At 76.0% G+C, this 15274-nt stretch carries 18 protein-coding genes and 1 pseudogene; 6 read left to right on the top strand and 13 right to left on the bottom strand.

The genetic code is table 11. The annotated features are described in order from the left end of the window. A pseudogene (locus tag BM414_RS28885) lies at window positions 1–209 on the bottom strand (hypothetical protein); the annotation flags it as partial. 119 nt (window positions 210–328) lie between these two features. On the opposite strand from BM414_RS28885, the gene BM414_RS27515 reads away from it, so the two are divergent. Then, on the top strand, window positions 329–967 hold the full coding sequence (locus tag BM414_RS27515) for an MBL fold metallo-hydrolase (protein WP_093585095.1): 639 nt from the start codon (window positions 329–331) through the stop codon (window positions 965–967). A 24-nt stretch (window positions 968–991) separates the two neighbouring features. On the opposite strand, the gene BM414_RS27520 is transcribed toward BM414_RS27515, so the two are convergent. The 3 genes from BM414_RS27520 to BM414_RS27530 all read right to left on the bottom strand — a co-directional run bounded on the left by BM414_RS27520 (window position 992) and on the right by BM414_RS27530 (window position 2293). Continuing rightward, complete coding sequence (locus BM414_RS27520; RefSeq protein WP_093585098.1) at window positions 992–1255, bottom strand: GlsB/YeaQ/YmgE family stress response membrane protein; 264 nt, start codon at window positions 1253–1255, stop codon at window positions 992–994. A gap of 115 nt (window positions 1256–1370) precedes the next feature. Next, window positions 1371–1832, bottom strand: coding sequence for an SRPBCC family protein (locus BM414_RS27525; RefSeq protein ID WP_093585101.1), 462 nt, complete (start codon window positions 1830–1832; stop codon window positions 1371–1373). After that, window positions 1829–2293, bottom strand: a complete 465-nt coding sequence (locus BM414_RS27530) for a MarR family winged helix-turn-helix transcriptional regulator (protein ID WP_093585104.1) — start codon at window positions 2291–2293, stop codon at window positions 1829–1831. The genes BM414_RS27525 and BM414_RS27530 overlap by 4 nt, the downstream gene beginning before the upstream one ends. A 130-nt stretch (window positions 2294–2423) precedes the next feature. On the opposite strand from BM414_RS27530, the gene BM414_RS27535 reads away from it, so the two are divergent. Continuing rightward, window positions 2424–3560 (top strand): phosphotransferase, encoded by a 1137-nt coding sequence (locus tag BM414_RS27535; RefSeq protein ID WP_093585107.1) that lies wholly within the window; start codon window positions 2424–2426, stop codon window positions 3558–3560. On the opposite strand, the gene BM414_RS27540 is transcribed toward BM414_RS27535, so the two are convergent. The 3 genes from BM414_RS27540 to BM414_RS27550 form a co-directional block, all read right to left on the bottom strand. Further along, entirely contained in the window at window positions 3547–4287 is a 741-nt protein-coding gene (locus BM414_RS27540; RefSeq protein WP_093585110.1) for a GntR family transcriptional regulator, read from the bottom strand. The genes BM414_RS27535 and BM414_RS27540 overlap by 14 nt on opposite strands. A gap of 64 nt (window positions 4288–4351) precedes the next feature. Beyond that, window positions 4352–5569, bottom strand: coding sequence for a metallophosphoesterase (locus BM414_RS27545; protein WP_245785033.1), 1218 nt, complete (start codon window positions 5567–5569; stop codon window positions 4352–4354). Window positions 5570–5752: 183 nt separating this feature from the next. Next, window positions 5753–7381 (bottom strand): CYTH and CHAD domain-containing protein, encoded by a 1629-nt coding sequence (locus tag BM414_RS27550; protein ID WP_093585117.1) that lies wholly within the window; start codon window positions 7379–7381, stop codon window positions 5753–5755. Between the two features lie 125 nt (window positions 7382–7506). Here BM414_RS27550 and BM414_RS27555 point away from each other — a divergent pair, with 125 nt between their 5' ends. Further along, a complete protein-coding gene (locus tag BM414_RS27555; RefSeq protein ID WP_093585120.1) occupies window positions 7507–8544 on the top strand; it encodes a PRC and DUF2382 domain-containing protein in 1038 nt (345 codons plus the stop codon). Here BM414_RS27555 and BM414_RS27560 read toward each other — a convergent pair. From BM414_RS27560 to BM414_RS27575, 4 genes are read right to left on the bottom strand one after another with little or no spacing between them, the layout of a single operon-like run. Beyond that, the gene (locus BM414_RS27560; protein ID WP_093585123.1) at window positions 8532–9302 is read right to left on the bottom strand and encodes a nitrilase-related carbon-nitrogen hydrolase; all 771 of its coding nucleotides are present in this window, start codon (window positions 9300–9302) and stop codon (window positions 8532–8534) included. The two genes, BM414_RS27555 and BM414_RS27560, sit on opposite strands and share 13 nt — an antisense overlap. Continuing rightward, window positions 9299–10495: a pyridoxal phosphate-dependent aminotransferase gene (locus BM414_RS27565; protein ID WP_217644963.1), complete on the bottom strand. Its 1197-nt coding sequence runs from the start codon at window positions 10493–10495 to the stop codon at window positions 9299–9301. Before BM414_RS27565 ends, BM414_RS27560 begins: the two co-directional genes overlap by 4 nt. Continuing rightward, window positions 10492–11955: an RNB domain-containing ribonuclease gene (locus BM414_RS27570; RefSeq protein ID WP_245785034.1), complete on the bottom strand. Its 1464-nt coding sequence runs from the start codon at window positions 11953–11955 to the stop codon at window positions 10492–10494. Before BM414_RS27570 ends, BM414_RS27565 begins: the two co-directional genes overlap by 4 nt. Next, window positions 11952–12167, bottom strand: a complete 216-nt coding sequence (locus tag BM414_RS27575; protein ID WP_175551875.1) for an RNA-binding S4 domain-containing protein — start codon at window positions 12165–12167, stop codon at window positions 11952–11954. Before BM414_RS27575 ends, BM414_RS27570 begins: the two co-directional genes overlap by 4 nt. A 38-nt stretch (window positions 12168–12205) precedes the next feature. Between BM414_RS27575 and BM414_RS30455 the strand changes: the two genes are divergently transcribed. Together BM414_RS30455 and BM414_RS31585 are read left to right on the top strand one after the other, a co-directional pair. Next, window positions 12206–12466: a DUF6817 domain-containing protein gene (locus BM414_RS30455; protein WP_217644964.1), complete on the top strand. Its 261-nt coding sequence runs from the start codon at window positions 12206–12208 to the stop codon at window positions 12464–12466. A 32-nt stretch (window positions 12467–12498) separates the two neighbouring features. Then, window positions 12499–12624, top strand: coding sequence for a hypothetical protein (locus BM414_RS31585; RefSeq protein ID WP_281246804.1), 126 nt, complete (start codon window positions 12499–12501; stop codon window positions 12622–12624). A gap of 11 nt (window positions 12625–12635) precedes the next feature. On the opposite strand, the gene BM414_RS27585 is transcribed toward BM414_RS31585, so the two are convergent. Further along, on the bottom strand, window positions 12636–13355 hold the full coding sequence (locus BM414_RS27585; protein ID WP_245785035.1) for an MOSC domain-containing protein: 720 nt from the start codon (window positions 13353–13355) through the stop codon (window positions 12636–12638). Beyond that, window positions 13348–14274, bottom strand: a complete 927-nt coding sequence (locus tag BM414_RS27590) for an aldose 1-epimerase family protein (RefSeq protein WP_245785036.1) — start codon at window positions 14272–14274, stop codon at window positions 13348–13350. Before BM414_RS27590 ends, BM414_RS27585 begins: the two co-directional genes overlap by 8 nt. 180 nt (window positions 14275–14454) lie before the next feature. On the opposite strand from BM414_RS27590, the gene BM414_RS27595 reads away from it, so the two are divergent. Further along, window positions 14455–15274, top strand: an 820-nt coding sequence (locus BM414_RS27595) for a DUF222 domain-containing protein (protein ID WP_139246107.1), incomplete at its 3' end; no start/stop codon positions are given.

A 15274-nucleotide genomic window follows, 5' to 3' on the forward strand; every position in this document is an offset into this window, starting at 1 on the left:
AGGGTGACGCGGGCCAGCGTGCCGCAGAGGGTGAGCTCGCAGGCGCCGTCGACCTCGGCGGCCGGACGGTGCAGCTCGACCGCGTGCCACAGGGCGGCGGTCGGGCCGTGGGCGCGGCTGCGGGCGGCGACGTAGGTGGTGGCGGCGAACGCGGTGGGGGTGGTGGCGGTGGGGGTGGTGGCGGTGGGGGTGGTGGCGGTGGGGGCCATGCCAGGGAGGTCGGCAGGCGCCGGTCGCCGGGGCAGCCGGGCGGTGCTCCCGTCACCCGTCCGGGTGAGGCGGCGGACCGGCGGCCGCGACGGCAGGATGCGCTCATGGAGCTGACGTCATGGAGCTGACGAAGCACGGGCACGCCTGCGTCGCGATCAGCGACGGCGACCGGCGGCTGGTCATCGACCCCGGCGCCTTCACCGACCCGGCGGTGCTCGACGGCGCCTCCGCGGTCCTGGTGACGCACGAGCACGTGGACCACGTGCAGCCCGACCGGCTGCGTGCGGCCATGGACGCCGACCCGGCGCTCGAGGTGTGGACGAACCGGTCCGTCGCGGAGCAGCTCGGGGGCGCGGCCGGGCGGGTGCACGCGGTGGGCGACGGCGACGCGGTGACCGTCGCCGGCTTCGACGTGCAGGTGCACGGCGAGTGGCACGAGGTGATCCACCCGGAGCTGCCACGGGTGCACAACGTCGGCTTCCTGGTCGGCGGCCTGGTCTTCCACCCCGGGGACGCGTTCACGGTGCCGGGGACGCCGGTGGCCACGCTGCTGGTGCCGCTGCACGCTCCGTGGTGCAAGGCGTCGGAGGTGATCGACTACGTGCGGGCGGTCGACGCCGACCAGGCGTGGGCCCTGCACGACGGGTTGCTCAACGACACGGGTCTGGGTCTGATGGGCGGGCTGCTCGGCGAGCGCGGCCCGGGGACGCCCACCCCCTACGGCCGGCTGACCCCGGGGGAGTCGGTCGAGCTCTGAGCCCGGCCGACTCCCGCGCGGACGTCAGCGGCGGACGGCGCGGTTGCGGCCCGCGACGCTCTCGGCGACACCGATCAGCAGGACGGCGGCGACGACGGCCAGGACGAAGCCCAGGACGTTGAGCTCCCAGATGCTGCCGGTGCCGAAGAACTGGGCGATCAGCCCGCCGATGAGCGAGCCGACCAGGCCGAGGGCCAGGGTGGCGAGGATGCCGAGGTGCTGCTTGCCCGGGACGATCAGCCGGGCGAGGGCACCGATGACGAGGCCGGCAACGAGGAATCCGATCACGACGAGTCCTCCACGAGGTGGATGCGGCACCCGGCCGGTCGCCGGGCGCTCCTGCCGCTCCCCCTACCCGTCCCGGCGGCACCGACGCGTGCGCACCCCCGATGGGGGACGAAGGTCACTCCGCGGCGACCTGCTCGACGTGCGCCGGGAGCTTGTCCAGCTCGCCCTCGACCGTGCGCTGGACCAGCTGGTGCATCGCCCGGCGGGCCAGCCGGTCGGCCAGTCGGGGCCGCCGCGGCGCGTGGGTGAGCGTGATGGTGACGCGGGTGGCGACGGCGCCCGCGTCGGCGAGCTCGATCCGCGTCGTCCACGTCTCGGGGGTCAGCTCCAGCCTCGTGGCGACCACCCGCTCCGGCTCCCACTCGACGATCTCGCCGCGCGGGGCACCGTCGCGCGGGCTCTCGTCGTCGGCCAGCCGGCCGGGGACGCAGACGAACCGGGCGCCCACCCCGGACCGCTCGCCCGCGACGACGTAGGAGACGTCGCACACCGCGCAGTAGGGCTCCAGCACGGCCAGCGCCCGCCACACCCGGCTGCGCGGGGCGGCCACCTCCCGGGTCCCGCTGGCCGTCGTCACTCCTCGACCGTAACCGGCGCGGGCGATCCGGCCGGGCCGGGTGCGAGGTCGGCCAGGACGGCCCGGGCGACGGCGTAGCGCTCCTCCCCCACCCGGCGCGCCCAGTCCCGTTCGACGTCGGAGAGGTGGTGGCGCACGGCCTCGTTGACCGCCCGGCCGCGGTCGGTGAGCCGGACCAGGCGGGCCCGCCGGTCGGAGGGGTCGGGGACGACCTCGACGTAGCCGCCGTCCTCCAGCGGAGCCAGGGCCTGGGCCAGCGCCTGCTTGGTCAGCCCGCTGTCGGTCGTCATCCGGCTCAGCCGCTCACCCTCGGGCGGGACGAAGGACAGCAGGCGGTAGTGGCGCATCCGCAGGCCGGGGAAGCGCGTGTCACTGAGCGTGTAGAGGTCGTCCCGGATCCGCATCATCGCCGTCTCGAGCAGAGCCGAGATGAGCGGCGGGCCGTTGACGGAATAGGACAAGTTGCTTCACCATCACCTGGTCGGACAAGCGGCTTGACCATCATCCCACGGAGCCCGCGGTGACGACCTCTCCCTTCCTGGCCCTGTTCCGCCCCCTCCGTCCTCGTCGACCGCACGTCCGGCGTCCCCGGTGACGCCGCTCCCCGGCGGGACGACCGTCGGCGAGCTGCTGCCCGCCCTGCGCCGGTGGGCGGGCGACCCCGGTCTCGAGGTCGACGACGTCACCTGCACGCCACTCCCACACGCCGTGAGCGCGCCGACGACGCGGTGCCTCAGCCGCGTCCGGATGGAGGGCCACGGCGGGGCCGGGGAGCCGGTGGTGCTGCGCCTGGTCGCCAAGGAGCTGCAGTCCGCCCGGTACGGCCTGCCGCCGCAGATGCCCGACGACGTCCGTGCGCGCCTCGACGCCCTGATCCCGTGGCGGGTCGAGGCCGACGTGCTCGCCTCGGGGATTGCCGGTTGCGCTCCTCGAGGGCTGCGTCCGCCGGACGTGGTGGCGGTCGGAGAACAGCCGGGAGACCGGCTGACGCTGTGGCTCGAGGACGCCGATCCGGTGGACGCCCCGTGGACGGCTGGCGACACCGTGCGCGCCGCAGAGGCCCTCGGCCGCCTGGCGGCCCGCCGCCGGGGCCGGCCGTTGCCGCCGTTCCCCGGCGGGGACTTCCTGACCTCCTACCGCGACGAGCAGCTCGGCTCCTGGGCCGTCCCCTGGCTGCTCGACGACGCCACCTGGACCTCACCGCTCTTCGGCGTCCCCGAGGTCGCCGCGCTCCGGGACGAGGTGTGCGGCCTCGCCCGCCGGGTCCACGAGCTGCACGCGCGGCTCGCGCCTCTGCCGGTGCTCCCCTCCCACGGGGACGCGACGCCGATGAACCTGCTCCGGCCTGCGGCGGCGCCGGACACGTTCGTGCTGGTCGACTGGGCCATGACCGGGCCCGCACCGGCCGGCTTCGACGTCGTCCCGCTGGTCTTCGGCCGCGCCGAGTCGGGTGTCGGCCCGGCCGACGAGGTACCCGGCCTGCTCGGGCCCGCGGTGGCCGCCTACGCGCGCGGACTGGCCGCCGAGGGCGCGGACGTGCCCGTGGCCGACTTGGAGACGGGGGTCCTGGTGGCAGCCCTGCTGCGCTACCCGTGCACCGGGATGCCGCTGCACGTGCTGTTCGAGCCCGTCACCGACGAGCTGCTGGCCTACTCCGCCCGGCGGGCCCGCTTCGTGCGCATGGTCCTCGACCTCGAGCCCCGGCTGACCGCGCTCAGCGGCCGGTGACCGAGACCTCGAACTCGACCTGGCTGACGTCGGGCCGCAGCCGGGAGAAGCTGTGCACCAGCGGGTTCCCGGCGCTGTCGCGGACGGTGGTGCGGACGACGAGCAGCGGCGAGCCCGCGGCGATCCGCAGCAGGTCGGCCTCGTCGGGGCCTGCGGTGCCGACGTCGACGACGATGCGGGCGTGCGCGAGGTCGGCGCCGTACTCCCGCCGGAGAAAGTCGTACAGCGAGCCCTCGCTGAAGTCCTCCTCGGCGGCCCGCGGGTAGCGCTCCGCGGGCAGGAAGCTGTGCGCGACGTGGTTGGGCGCCCCGTCGACGCTGCGCAGCCGCTCGAGCTCGACGACGTCCTCGGCGACGTCGAGGGAGAGCTCCGTGGCGACCGTCGCGGGCGCGGGGACCACCCGCTGCCGCAGCACCGTGGTGCCCACCTGCGCGCCCTGCTCGGCCATCACCGAGCTCCAGCCGGCGATGCGGTGGACGAAGCTCTCGCGGTACTCGTGCCGGATCGCCGGCCGGGTGACGTAGGTGCCCCTGCCCTGCTCGCGGACGAGGTGGCCGTCGGCGACCAGCCCGTCGACGGCGCGGCGCAGGGTGATCCGGCTGACGCCGTACTCCGCGCACAGGCTGGGCTCGGGGGGCAGCAGGGCACCCTCCGGCATCGCGGCGACCCGGCGCCGGAGGTGCTCCCGGACCGAGAGGTACTTCGGTCCTGCCGTCGCTGCCGTCACGGCCGCCAGCGTATGCGGGGGAAGACGTCTGCGGACGTCATGTCGTATGAGACGTCTCTCGCGTTCACCCTCCCGGTGCCCGCAGTTCCACCACGGTGACCTCGGGGCGGGCACCGACCCGCATGGGCGGGCCCCAGTAGCCGGCGCCGGAGGTGACGTAGAGCTGCGTGTCGCCGTGCCGGGACAGCCCCTCGACGGCGGGCTGGTCGAGCCGGATGACGTAGTCGAAGGGCCACAGCTGCCCGCCGTGCGTGTGGCCGGACAGCTGCAGGTCCACGCCGGCGGCCTGCGCCTGCTCGACCTGCACCGGCTGGTGGGCCATCAGCACCACCGGGACGGCGTCGTCGCGGCCGTCGAGGGCGGCGTCGACGCTCGCCCCGTGGCCGGGGACACCGGAGGACGCCGCGGTGCGGTCGTCGACACCTGCCAGGTCGAAGGAGGCGCCGCCACGGGTGATCGGGACCCGCTCGTTGCGCAGCACGTCGACGCCGAGGGTGGACAGGTGCCGCAGCCACGCGGCGGTGTCGACGAAGTACTCGTGGTTGCCGGTGACGAAGTAGACGCCCTGCTCGCTCACCAGGTCCGCCAGCGGTGCCACCTCCTCGCGGAGCTCGTCGACCTCGCCGTCGACCAGGTCGCCGACGATCGCGACGACGTCGGGACGCTGGGCGTTCACCGTCTCGACCAGCCGCTCGAAGCGCCGCCCGCCGTAGGTGGCCGAGAGGTGGCCGTCGGAGAAGGTGACGATCCGCAGCCCGTCGAGGGCCGGGTCCAGCCGCGGCAGCGTGATCGGCACCCGCCGCACGACCGGGGCGGAGTTGGCCGTGACGACGCCGGTGCCCGCGGTGCCCAGCGCGACGACACCGGCGGTCACGGCGAGGGAGCGGGCGAGGAACAGCCGCCGCGACGGGTCGACCGGAGCCGGCTCGGCCGGGCCGCTGTCGGCGACCGCGTCGGCAGCGGGCTCCGGAGCGGCGCGCCCTGCGGCGACGGGCTCGGCAGCCGGCTGGACGGCGGGCCGCCGGCGGGACCACCGGCGCAGCAGCAGACGCACCGGCTCGAGGACGAGCAGCGCGAGGAAGGCGTAGAAGGCGATGCCGAGCCAGGTGAAGCCGACCCAGGCCAGGGGCTCCTGCGCCGACAGGGACAGGGTGCGGCGCAGCAGCACCGCGGCGGCGGGCAGCAGGGTCAGGACGACGGTGAGCCAGGTGAGCAGCCGCCGCGCCCGTCCCGGCCGGGTGGTGCCGCGGACCAGGCGCCACCAGAGGTAGCCGTGGAGCACGAGCAGGGCGGCCAGGACGACCGTCCCAAACCCCAGCAGAGCGATCAGGGACAGGACGGGCCTCGTTTCGGCTCGGGCACGGGGGCGGCACGGCGGGGGACGGCACGGCGCGGGACGGCCCCGGTCCGGGAAGACGTGCGACCCGGCCCGGACGTTCCCGTCCGGGCCGGGCGGTGGGCCCGGTCAGGCCCTCGCGGCCGCCTTCACCGCCGCGCGCAGGGCCGGCTCGAGCGCCCAGAACCGCTGGTCGGCGTGCTCGGCGCGCATCTCCTCCAGCGCGTGGAGCCGGCCGTAGGTGAACGTGTCCTCCCCCGCCCCGACGGCGGCCGCAGCGAGCCGCAGGCACCACTGCCGGGCGACGACGGTGTCCTGGGCCTCGCCGAGCACGTCCTGCACCTCCTTCATGCAGGCCACCAACGCCTCGGCCGGCGCCCCGAGCAGCTGCGCGGCGACCTCGGCGGTGTAGCGGACCCGCTTGGCCGCCTTCCGCACCTCGTGCAGGGCGTGCTCGGACTCCTCCTCGTGGGCGCCCGGGTCCTCCTGCTCGTGGGCCCGTGACTCGTCGATGCGCGCCTGCAGCCGCTTCCCGGTGCGCTTGACGGCGTCGGCGAGGACGGTGCGCGCGGGCTCGCCGGCGGCCTCGGCCAGCGGCGGGTCGTCGAGCAGGGCGTCGAGCGTGTCGAGCAGCGCCAGGTGCCGCTTGTCCGACAGCGCCAGCACCGCCGCCTTGCGGCCCCGCTCGACGTCGGCGACCTCGGTCTGCTGCAACCGGGCGGCCACCGGGCCGCGGACCAGCACCACCGGCTGGGCGGCCACGACGGACTTCAGGTGCTCGAGGGCCACCTCGCCGTCGCGGGCGCCGGAGAGCGCGGCGCCGATCCACTGCAGCTCGTCGCGGACGGGGTCGGTGGCGGTGCGGTCGAGCACGGACCGGAACGCGGCGAGGATGCTGCGCAGCCGGCGGCAGGCCACGCGCAGGTCGTGCACGCCCTCGGGGTCGCCGGTGCGGACGCCGATGTCGGCGGTCTGCAGCGCCCGGACCTGGCTGCGCAGGGCGCCGAGCACGGCCTCGGCGGCGGTCGGCACCGGCTCGGCGGACCTCTGCCCGCCCTTCCCCTTCTTGCCCTTCTTGCCGCCGCGCTGTGCGCCCGGGTCGGCGGCGGGCCGGGCGACCGGGGCGGGGACCAGCGCCGCCAGCCGGTCGGCGAGCACGCGGGTGAGCTTGGACGGGGCGTCGGAGGGGCGGATGCCGGCGCCGGCCAGGGCCGCGGTGACGCCGTCGAGCAGCGCCTCGTCGCCTCCGACGAGCTCCACCTCGATCTCGCGCCAGGTCATGACGGTCGCGGGCGTCTCGGGATCGGGCGCCAGCGCCGTGCCGGTCACCGTGTCCACGGCGACCTCGGCGAGCACCGCGTCGCCGTCGCCGAGCAGGTGGGTGACCTGCCGCGTCGTCTGCAGGGTGGCCACCGGTGCCGGCCGGACGCCGCGGAGGACGGCGGTCACCGGCTCGGTGACCGCGCGGGGCACGAGGGTGCGCCGGGTGCCCAGCGGCGCGTGCAGCTCCCGGCGGGAGCCCGCGACGGCGGTCGGCAGTTTGAGGTGCCAGCCGGCGTCGGTGCCGCCGGTGCGCCGTCGCAGGGTGATCCGGGCGCGGGCCAGCCGCAGGTCCGGGGTGTCGTAGTACGTGGCGTCGAGCTCGTGGGTGACCGGGTCCCCGGCCGCCGCCACGCCGTCGACGACCGTCAGGTCGGGCAGGACGACGTCCGGCCCCGCCTCGAACTTGCGCTCGACCTCGAGCTGTCCGCTACCCACGTCGGCCTCCTCGTCGTGATCGTCAGGAACGACCGTAGGCGTGCTGGGGGTGTCGCGGCACTCCGGACCGGGCACTCCCCCGCGGAAGACGCCAGACCGTGGCGTCGACGGAGGAGGCGAGCAGCGTGTTGAGCGAGCGAGACCTGTCCGCGGCGATCGGGAGCACGGTCCAGGGGCCCGACGGCGAGAAGATCGGCACCGTCGAGAGCTTCTTCGTCGACGATCGCACCGGCGCACCCACCTGGGTGGCCGTGAGCACCGGGTTGTTCGGCACGAAGCACTCCATCGTCCCGGCCACCCAGGCCACCTTCCACGACGGCGTCCTCGACGTGCCCGTGCACAAGGACACCGTCCGGCACGCCCCGGTCATGGGCGGTGACCACCTCGGCCCCGAGGAGGAGACCGCACTGCGGCAGCACTACGGGCTGACGGGCGGCACGCCACCAACCGGCGCCCCCGTCGGCGGCGCTCCAGCAGGCGGTCCGGTGGGCGGCGCTCCCCTGCCCGGCGCTCCGGTGGGCGGTGCCCCGGTGGGTGGCGCCCCGGTGAGTGGTGCCTCCACGGCCGGGACGGGGACCGCGACGGCGGATACCGCGGTGGCCGACACGGGCACCCGGCCGGTCCCGGTGCCGGCCGCCGGCATGCGGACCACCACCGAGCAGGCCGCGCCACCGCCCGCGGCGGAGTACGCCGCGCAGCACGCCGTCACCGACGGCGCCATGACCCGCAGCGAGGAGCAGCTGCGGGTCGGGACCGAGCAGGTGGCCACCACGCGCGTGCGGCTGGTGAAGTACGTGGTCACCGAGGAGGTGCAGGTGACCGTGCCGATCCGGCGCGAGGAGATCCGCGTCGAGCACGTGCCGCTCGACGCCCCCGACGTCCCCGGCGAGTCGCTGGCCCCCGCCGGCGGTCAGTACCAGACCGGGACGGCGCAGGCCGGGTCGGTGCAGACCGGGTCGCCACAGGCCGGCGGCACGGGCACGGCCGGGCTGCCCACGGAGATCGTGCTGCACGCCGAGCGCCCCGTGGTGTCGGTCGAGGTCGTGCCGGTCGAGCGGGTCCGGCTGACCACCGAGGTCGTGCAGGGCCAGGAGCAGATCACCGAGCAGGTGCGGCGGGAGCAGATCGTCGTCGACCAGACGACCTCTCCTCAGGTGCGCTGACCCCGCCGGTCGGCCAGGAAGGCGAACCGGTCGCGGGTGGCGGTGACCTCGGCGGCGTCGACGTCGGCCAGCACGAGGGTCTCGCCACCCGCGGCGGCGGCCAGCACCTCACCCATCGGGTCGACCACCCGGCTGTCGCCGGCGTGGTGCAGGCCGTCGCCGGCGGTGCCCACCCGGTTGCAGGCCACCACGTAGGCCTGGTTCTCGATGGCTCGCGCCTGCAACAGGGTCGTCCAGTGGCGGCGGCGCGCCGAGGGCCAGTTCGCCGTCACCAGGTAGACGTCGGTGGTCGGCGCGGCCGCCCAGAAGACGTCGGCGAAGCGCAGGTCGTAGCAGACGAACGGGGTGACCCGCAGGCCGCCGATGGTGACCGTCACCGGGGCCTCGCCGGCGCGGAAGCGCTCGGCCTCGCCGCCGTGGGTGAACGGGTGCAGCTTGCGGTAGCGGTGCACCGTGCCGTCGGGGCCGGCGAGGACGAAGGAGTTGTAGGGCAGATCCCCGCCGGGAGCGATCTCCGGGCAGGTGCCGGCCACCCAGACGCCGTGTTCGGCGGCCTGCTCCCGCAGGAAGGACGCCGACGGGCCGTCCTCGGGCTCGCCGATGCCCGGCGTCATGGAGAAGCCGGTCGAGAACGTCTCGCTGAGCAGGACGAACTCCGCCCCCGCGGCGGCGGCACGGGCCACCTGGGGCGCCAGCCGGGCGTAGTTGGCCTCCCGGTCCTCCCAGACGATGTCGTGCTGCACCACGCCGTATCTCATGCCGACATCCTGCTCAGGCGCCCGACCGCCTCGTCGAGCACCTCGTCGCGCTTGCAGAAGGCGAAGCGGACCAGGTGGCGGCCCAGGTGTGCGTGCCCCGCCGTCCAGAAGACCCCGGCCGGGACCGCCACCACCCCGGCCCGCTCCGGCAGCGCGCGGCAGAACGCCAGGCCGTCGCCGTCGGGCTGCACCCCGCGGACGTCGACCGTCGCGAAGTAGGTGGCCTCCGGGCTGATCGTGGGCAGGCCTGCCGCGCGCAGCCCCGCCACCAGGACGTCGCGGCGCCGCTGCAGGTCGCGGGCGATCCCGGTGAAGTAGGCGTCCGGCAGGGCCAGGCCCGCGGCCACCGCCGGCTGGAACGGCCCGGCGTTGACGTAGGTGAGGAACTGCTTGGCGGTGCGGACGGCGGCCACCAGCGGTGCGGGCCCGCAGGTCCAGCCGACCTTCCAGCCGGTGGTGCTGAACGTCTTGCCGCCGCTGCCGACCACCAGCGTCCGGTCGCGCAGCCCGGGGAGCGTGGCCGGCGAGACGTGCCTGGCGCCGTCGAACACCAGGTGCTCGTAGACCTCGTCGGCGACCAGCAGCAGGCCGGCCCCGAGGACCACCTCGGCCACCAGGTCCAGCTCCGCGCGGCCGAAGACCTTGCCGGTCGGGTTGTGCGGGGTGTTGAGCAGCAGAAGCTTCGCGCGCCGGCCGACGGCGGCGCGCAGGTCCGCCGGGTCGAACGTCCAGACCGCATCCTCGGTGTCGGCCGGTGGCGGGGTGAGCGGCACCGGGCGGAGGACGCCGCCGGCCATCGCCACGGCCGCGGCGTAGCTGTCGTAGACCGGCTCGAAGACGACCACCTCGTCGCCGGGCTCGACCAGCGCCAGCATCGCGGCGCTGAGCGCCTCGGTGGCACCGGCGGTGACCAGCACCTCGGTGTCCGGGTCGTAGGTCAGGCCGCGGAAGCGCTCGACGTGCGCCGCGACGGCCGCCCGCAGCTCCGGGGTGCCGGGGCCGGGCGGGTACTGGTCGGCCATCGTGCCGATCGCGGCGCGGGCGACGTCGAGGACCTCGGGCGGGCCGGGGGTGTCGGGGAAGCCCTGACCGAGGTTGATCGAGCCGGTGGCCACCGCCAGGGCGCTCATCTCGGCGAAGACCGTGGTCCCGAAGCCCTGCAGGCGCTCGGCGAGGTAGGGCTGCCCGGTCACGTGCCCACCACCTCGAACCGCACCGACCGGCGCACGACGTCGGCCTCGCTGAGCCGCACCCGCACGCGGGAGCCGGGCTCCAGCGCGGTGCCGGCGCAGCGGGCGCGGATCGCCGGCTCGGCGAGGACGACGGTGCCGCGGTCGCCGTCGGCGTCGACCACGACGGCGTCGAACAGGGTGCCCTCGCGGCCGGCGAGCAGCCATGCCTCGGTGGCGTCGACGGCGGCCCGCTCGACCGACCGGGTGCGCCGGTCGGAGGCGGCCATGAGCCCGGGGAGCTCCGGCAGGACGGCGCGCACGGCGGGGTCGGGCTCGCGGCCGGCGGCCAGCGCGAGGCAGACCTCGGTGGCGAAGCGGTCGACCAGCCGGCGCAGCGGCGCGGTGACGTGCGCGTACGTGGACCCCACGCCGGCGTGGCCGCTCTGCTCGGGCGGGGCGCCGTCGAACGGGGTGTAGGCGGCGCCGCGCAGCAGGGCGACGGCCTCCTCCAGGAACGCCGCGTGGCGGGGGTCGGCGACGTCGAGGCCGGCGAGGACCTGCCCCGCACCGGTCCCGGCCGGCCAGTCGACCCCGAGCGCCGGGGCCAGCCGGCGCAGCCGCTCGACGTCCTCCGGTCGGGCCGGGGGCAGGGTGCGCAGCACGCCGACGCCGCCGTCGAGCATGAGCCGGGCGGCGACCCGGCCGGTGAGCAGCGAGATCTGCGCGTTCCAGCCCTCGACGGGGAGGTCGGCGCGGGCGACCAGCGTCCAGCCGCCGTCGGGGCCGCGCACCACCTGCTGCTCGGGGGTGCCGAGCTCGATGGCCCCGCGGTCGGCCGCGCCCCGCTCGAGCAGCCGGCCGACCTCGGGCAGGAGGGCGATCGGGTCGGGCAGGGTGCCGGCGTCGGCCTGGGCCTGGACGTCGGGATAGGCGAGCTGGGCACGGCTGCGGACGCGGGCGCGGCGCAGGTCGACCGCGCGCACCCCGCCGTCCGCGTCGAGCCGGACGGTCCACAGCGCGGCGGCGCGGACCTCCCCCGGCAGCAGGCTGGCCGCGCCCTCGCTCAGGACCGGCGGGTGCAGCGGCGTGCGCCGGTCGGGGCTGTAGAGGGTCTGGCCGCGGCGCCGGGCCTCGGCGTCGAGCGCGCCCCCGAGGGCCACCACCGCGCCGACGTCGGCGATCGCGTAGCTGACGACGTAGCCGCCGTCCTCCCGGGCGAGGTGCACGGCCTGGTCGAGGTCACGGCTGCCCGGCGGGTCGACGGTGACCAGCGGGAGGTCGGTGGCGTCGAGGTCGGGCAGCGGCAGCGCTGCCGCGACCCGCTCGGCCTCGGCGAGCACCTCCGACGGGAAGTCCTCGGGGACGTCGAACTCCGCGCGGATCCCGTCGAAGTCCGGTCCGGCGGCGGCGGCCTCCGGCCAGCGCGGCACCGCGAAGGCGACCCGGTCCTCGTTCCACGTGGAACCCGCCGAGGCCGTCACGCGACGCGCACGTCTTCGGCACCGGCGATCGTGACGACGTCGCCGCGGCGCACCTGCCGGCCGCGGCGGTCCTCCGGCTCCCCGTTGACGCGGACGTCGCCGGTGACCAGCACGTCCTTCACCTGGGCGCCGGTCGGGACGGCGTCGACGAGCTTGAGCAGCTGCCCGAGGCGGATGGAGTCCTCGCCAGGACGCAGTTCGACGGTGCGCACGACCCGATACTGCGCCACCGCTGGCACACTCCGCCTGCGTGACGCCCCCGTCGACCCCGGTGCCGACCGGTCAGGACAGCGCCGCCGAGGCGGAGCTCGCCGACCTGTTGCGGGCGCGCGGCGCCGACACGATCGACCACCCCGGTGGCACGCTCGGTACCCACCTCGAGCGCGTCCAGCGCCGGCTGGCCGGGCTGGGTGCCCCGCCGGTGCTCCAGCTGGCCGGCCGGGCGCACGCCGTCTACGGCACCGACGGCTTCGACGTCGCCCTGCTCACGCTCGGGAAACGCTCCTGCTGACCGGGATCGTCGGCCCGGACGCCGAGCTGCTCGTGTACCGGTACGGGGCGTGCGAGCGTGCCCGGACCTGGTCGACGCTGGCCGACGACGAACGCGTGTGGGAGCCGCTGCTCAGCCCGGCGGTCGTCGCCGACGCGCGGCGGGTCCTGGGGGCCTGACGACATCGCCCTCAGACCGGGACGAGCTCGTCGCCGACGGCCACCCGGCCGGGCACCGGCACCAGCGCGCCGATCGCCAGCGCGCCGCCGCGCTCGCGGTGGATGGTCTTGAGGACGCCGTTGTCGCGGCCGATGCCGCCGGGCTGCGGGCGGGTGACCATCACGCAGCGGCTCACCGGCTTGACGACGTCGAGCACCGCCGTCCCCAGCCGGACGGTCGACCCGACCAGGTCGTCCTCGCCCTCGCCGGCGAGCAGCACGTTGGCGCGGAACCGCCGCCGGTCCCACGTGCCGAGGGTGCCGGTGGAGACCAGCGAGACGCGGATGCGCGAGCTGTCGTGGAACGCGCCGGAGGCCCCCTCCCAGGCATCCCAGGGCCCGCCGTCCTCGTCGTCGACCGGGTCCAGGTACTGGCGTGGACCACGGACGTCGGCGGCCGCGCGGAGGGCCACGGCCTGACCCAGCCAGTCCGACAGGACGGCGTCGTCGCCGGTGACCGTGCCGTCGGGGAGGACCACCTCGGCGCGGCCGTCGGCGCGCAGCCGGCCGGAGGCGAAGAGCAGGTCCGGCAGGCGGCGGGCGGTGAGACCGTGGCCGGTGGACGCATCGAACAGCGCCCACCGCCGGTCGCCGTCCAGGCCCTCGGGACCGACGTCGGCGGCGTCGACCCGCTCGCCCTGCAGCGACTTGACCGGGTAGCGCCACAGCTCCTGGACGTGCACCTCAGGCACCCGCCGTCCACGAGAGCGTCCACGTCCCCGTCCAGCTCTCGCCGGGGTCGAGGACGACGAGGTCGACGCCGTCGGCCAGCGCGTTGGGCGGGCAGGTCATCGGCTCGACGGCGAGGCTGCGGCGCCGCTGCCCCTCGGGGAGCGTGTCGCCGCTGTAGACCTGCAGCCACGGCCAGGAGCCGTCGACGGCCAGCTCGAGCGCCCCGGCGGCGCCGCGCAGCCGGACGCGCGCCCAGCCGTCGTCGTCGCGCTCGAGGTCGGTGACGGCGTCGTCGAGGGCGCGCTCGCCGATCCGGCCGACGGCACCGTCGAAGGGCCGGCGGGTGCCGGTGGGCAGACCGCCGTCGAGGTCGAGGGCGGTGCGCGCCGGGACGGTGAGCTCGGCGTCGCCGATGCCGCCGTCCTGTGAGGCGCCGACGGAGAGGTAGGGGTGCATGCCGACGCCGAAGGGGGCGGGCCGGTCGCCGGCGTTGCGCACGCGGACCGTGACGGTGAGCCGGTCGGGCGAGAGGACGGAGTCGACGGCTGCGGCGAGGCGGAACGGATAGCCGGGCCGGGCCTCGACGACGGTGCCCACCGTGACGGCGTCCGCGTGGCGGGCGAGCACCGACCACGACTGCCAGGTGACCAGCCCGTGCGCGGCGGGCTTGCCGGGTCCGGCGACGTCGAGCTGCAACTGCCGGCCTTCCCACGCCCACTGCCCGTCGCGGAGCCGGTTGGGCCAGGGCAGCAGGACGCCCCCGCGCCGTCCGGCGGGCACCGTCCCGGCGGGATAGCCGTCGAGGACCTCCCAGCCGCCGACGGTCAGGGCCCGCAGCCCTCCCCCGCGCAGGTCGACCGCCAGGCGGGCGTCGCCGCTGACCAGTTCCACCTCCGCCGGCTCGGTGGACGGCCAGGCGGTCATGGGCGGGGCGCTCACCGGCTCACCCCACCACAGACCCGCTAGCGCAGCCCAGCGGCGCCGGCAGCGTCGCCTGCGATCAGCCGCTCGTGGCGAGTTCCTCTCCGTCGGGGTCAAGGGCCTCGTGAAATCTGTGGACACGTCTTTGACCTGCGGATACGGGTTACGATGGACTGGTCGGGGCGGTAGACTTCGTACATGTGTTCGGGTGACCTGGGGAGCGGTGACATCCTCGACGACGTCGCCGTGCTGGTCGCCGAGCGCAACCGCCAGGACGCCCGGCTGGCGCGCCTGGTGCGCGCCGCGGAGCTGTCGCAGGCCTCGGAGCGTGACGGGCTGAGGTCGATGGCGTCGTGGCTGCGCGGGCACTGCCGGCTGTCGGCTGCCGAGGCCTCCCGGCTGGTCCGGAACGGGCGGGCGCTGGAGCACCTGCCGGCCCTCGCCGAGGCGCACGACGCCGGACTGGTGTCCGCCGAGCAGGTCGCCCTCGCCGCACGGGCGGTCACCCCGGAGCGGCTGGCCGCGGCCGCCGCGCAGGGCCTGGAACTGTCTGTCATCGATGCGGTGCTCACGGGGGTCGCGGTCGAGCGGGACCACGCCACGCTCGTGTGCGTGGTGCAGCACTACCTCGAGGACCTCGACCCGGACGGGCCGGAGCCGGACCCCACCGAGGGCCGCTCGCTCACCCTGGCCAAGCACGCCGACGGCGCGTTGAGCATCCGCGGGCAGCTCGACCCCGTGGGTGGCGAGAAGCTGCAGGCAGCGCTGGAGTCGCTCGTCCAGACCGACCGGCCCGCCGGTGACGAGCGCACCCGCGCCCAGCGCCTCGGCGACGCGCTCGTCCAGCTCGCCGACAATGCGCTGGCCGCCGGAGCGCTGCCGACGCTGCGGGGACACAGGCCGCAGGTCGCGGTGGTGGTGAAGCTGCAGGACCTGGCCGACCCCGGCACCGGCCCGGGTGCCGGGCGGATGGGCTTCGGTGCGGTCATCTCCGCCGCCCGCGCCCGCTGGCTGGCCT

Origin of the sequence: Geodermatophilus amargosae (genome assembly GCF_900116515.1) — a bacterium.
GTDB classification, from domain to species: domain Bacteria; phylum Actinomycetota; class Actinomycetes; order Mycobacteriales; family Geodermatophilaceae; genus Geodermatophilus; species Geodermatophilus amargosae.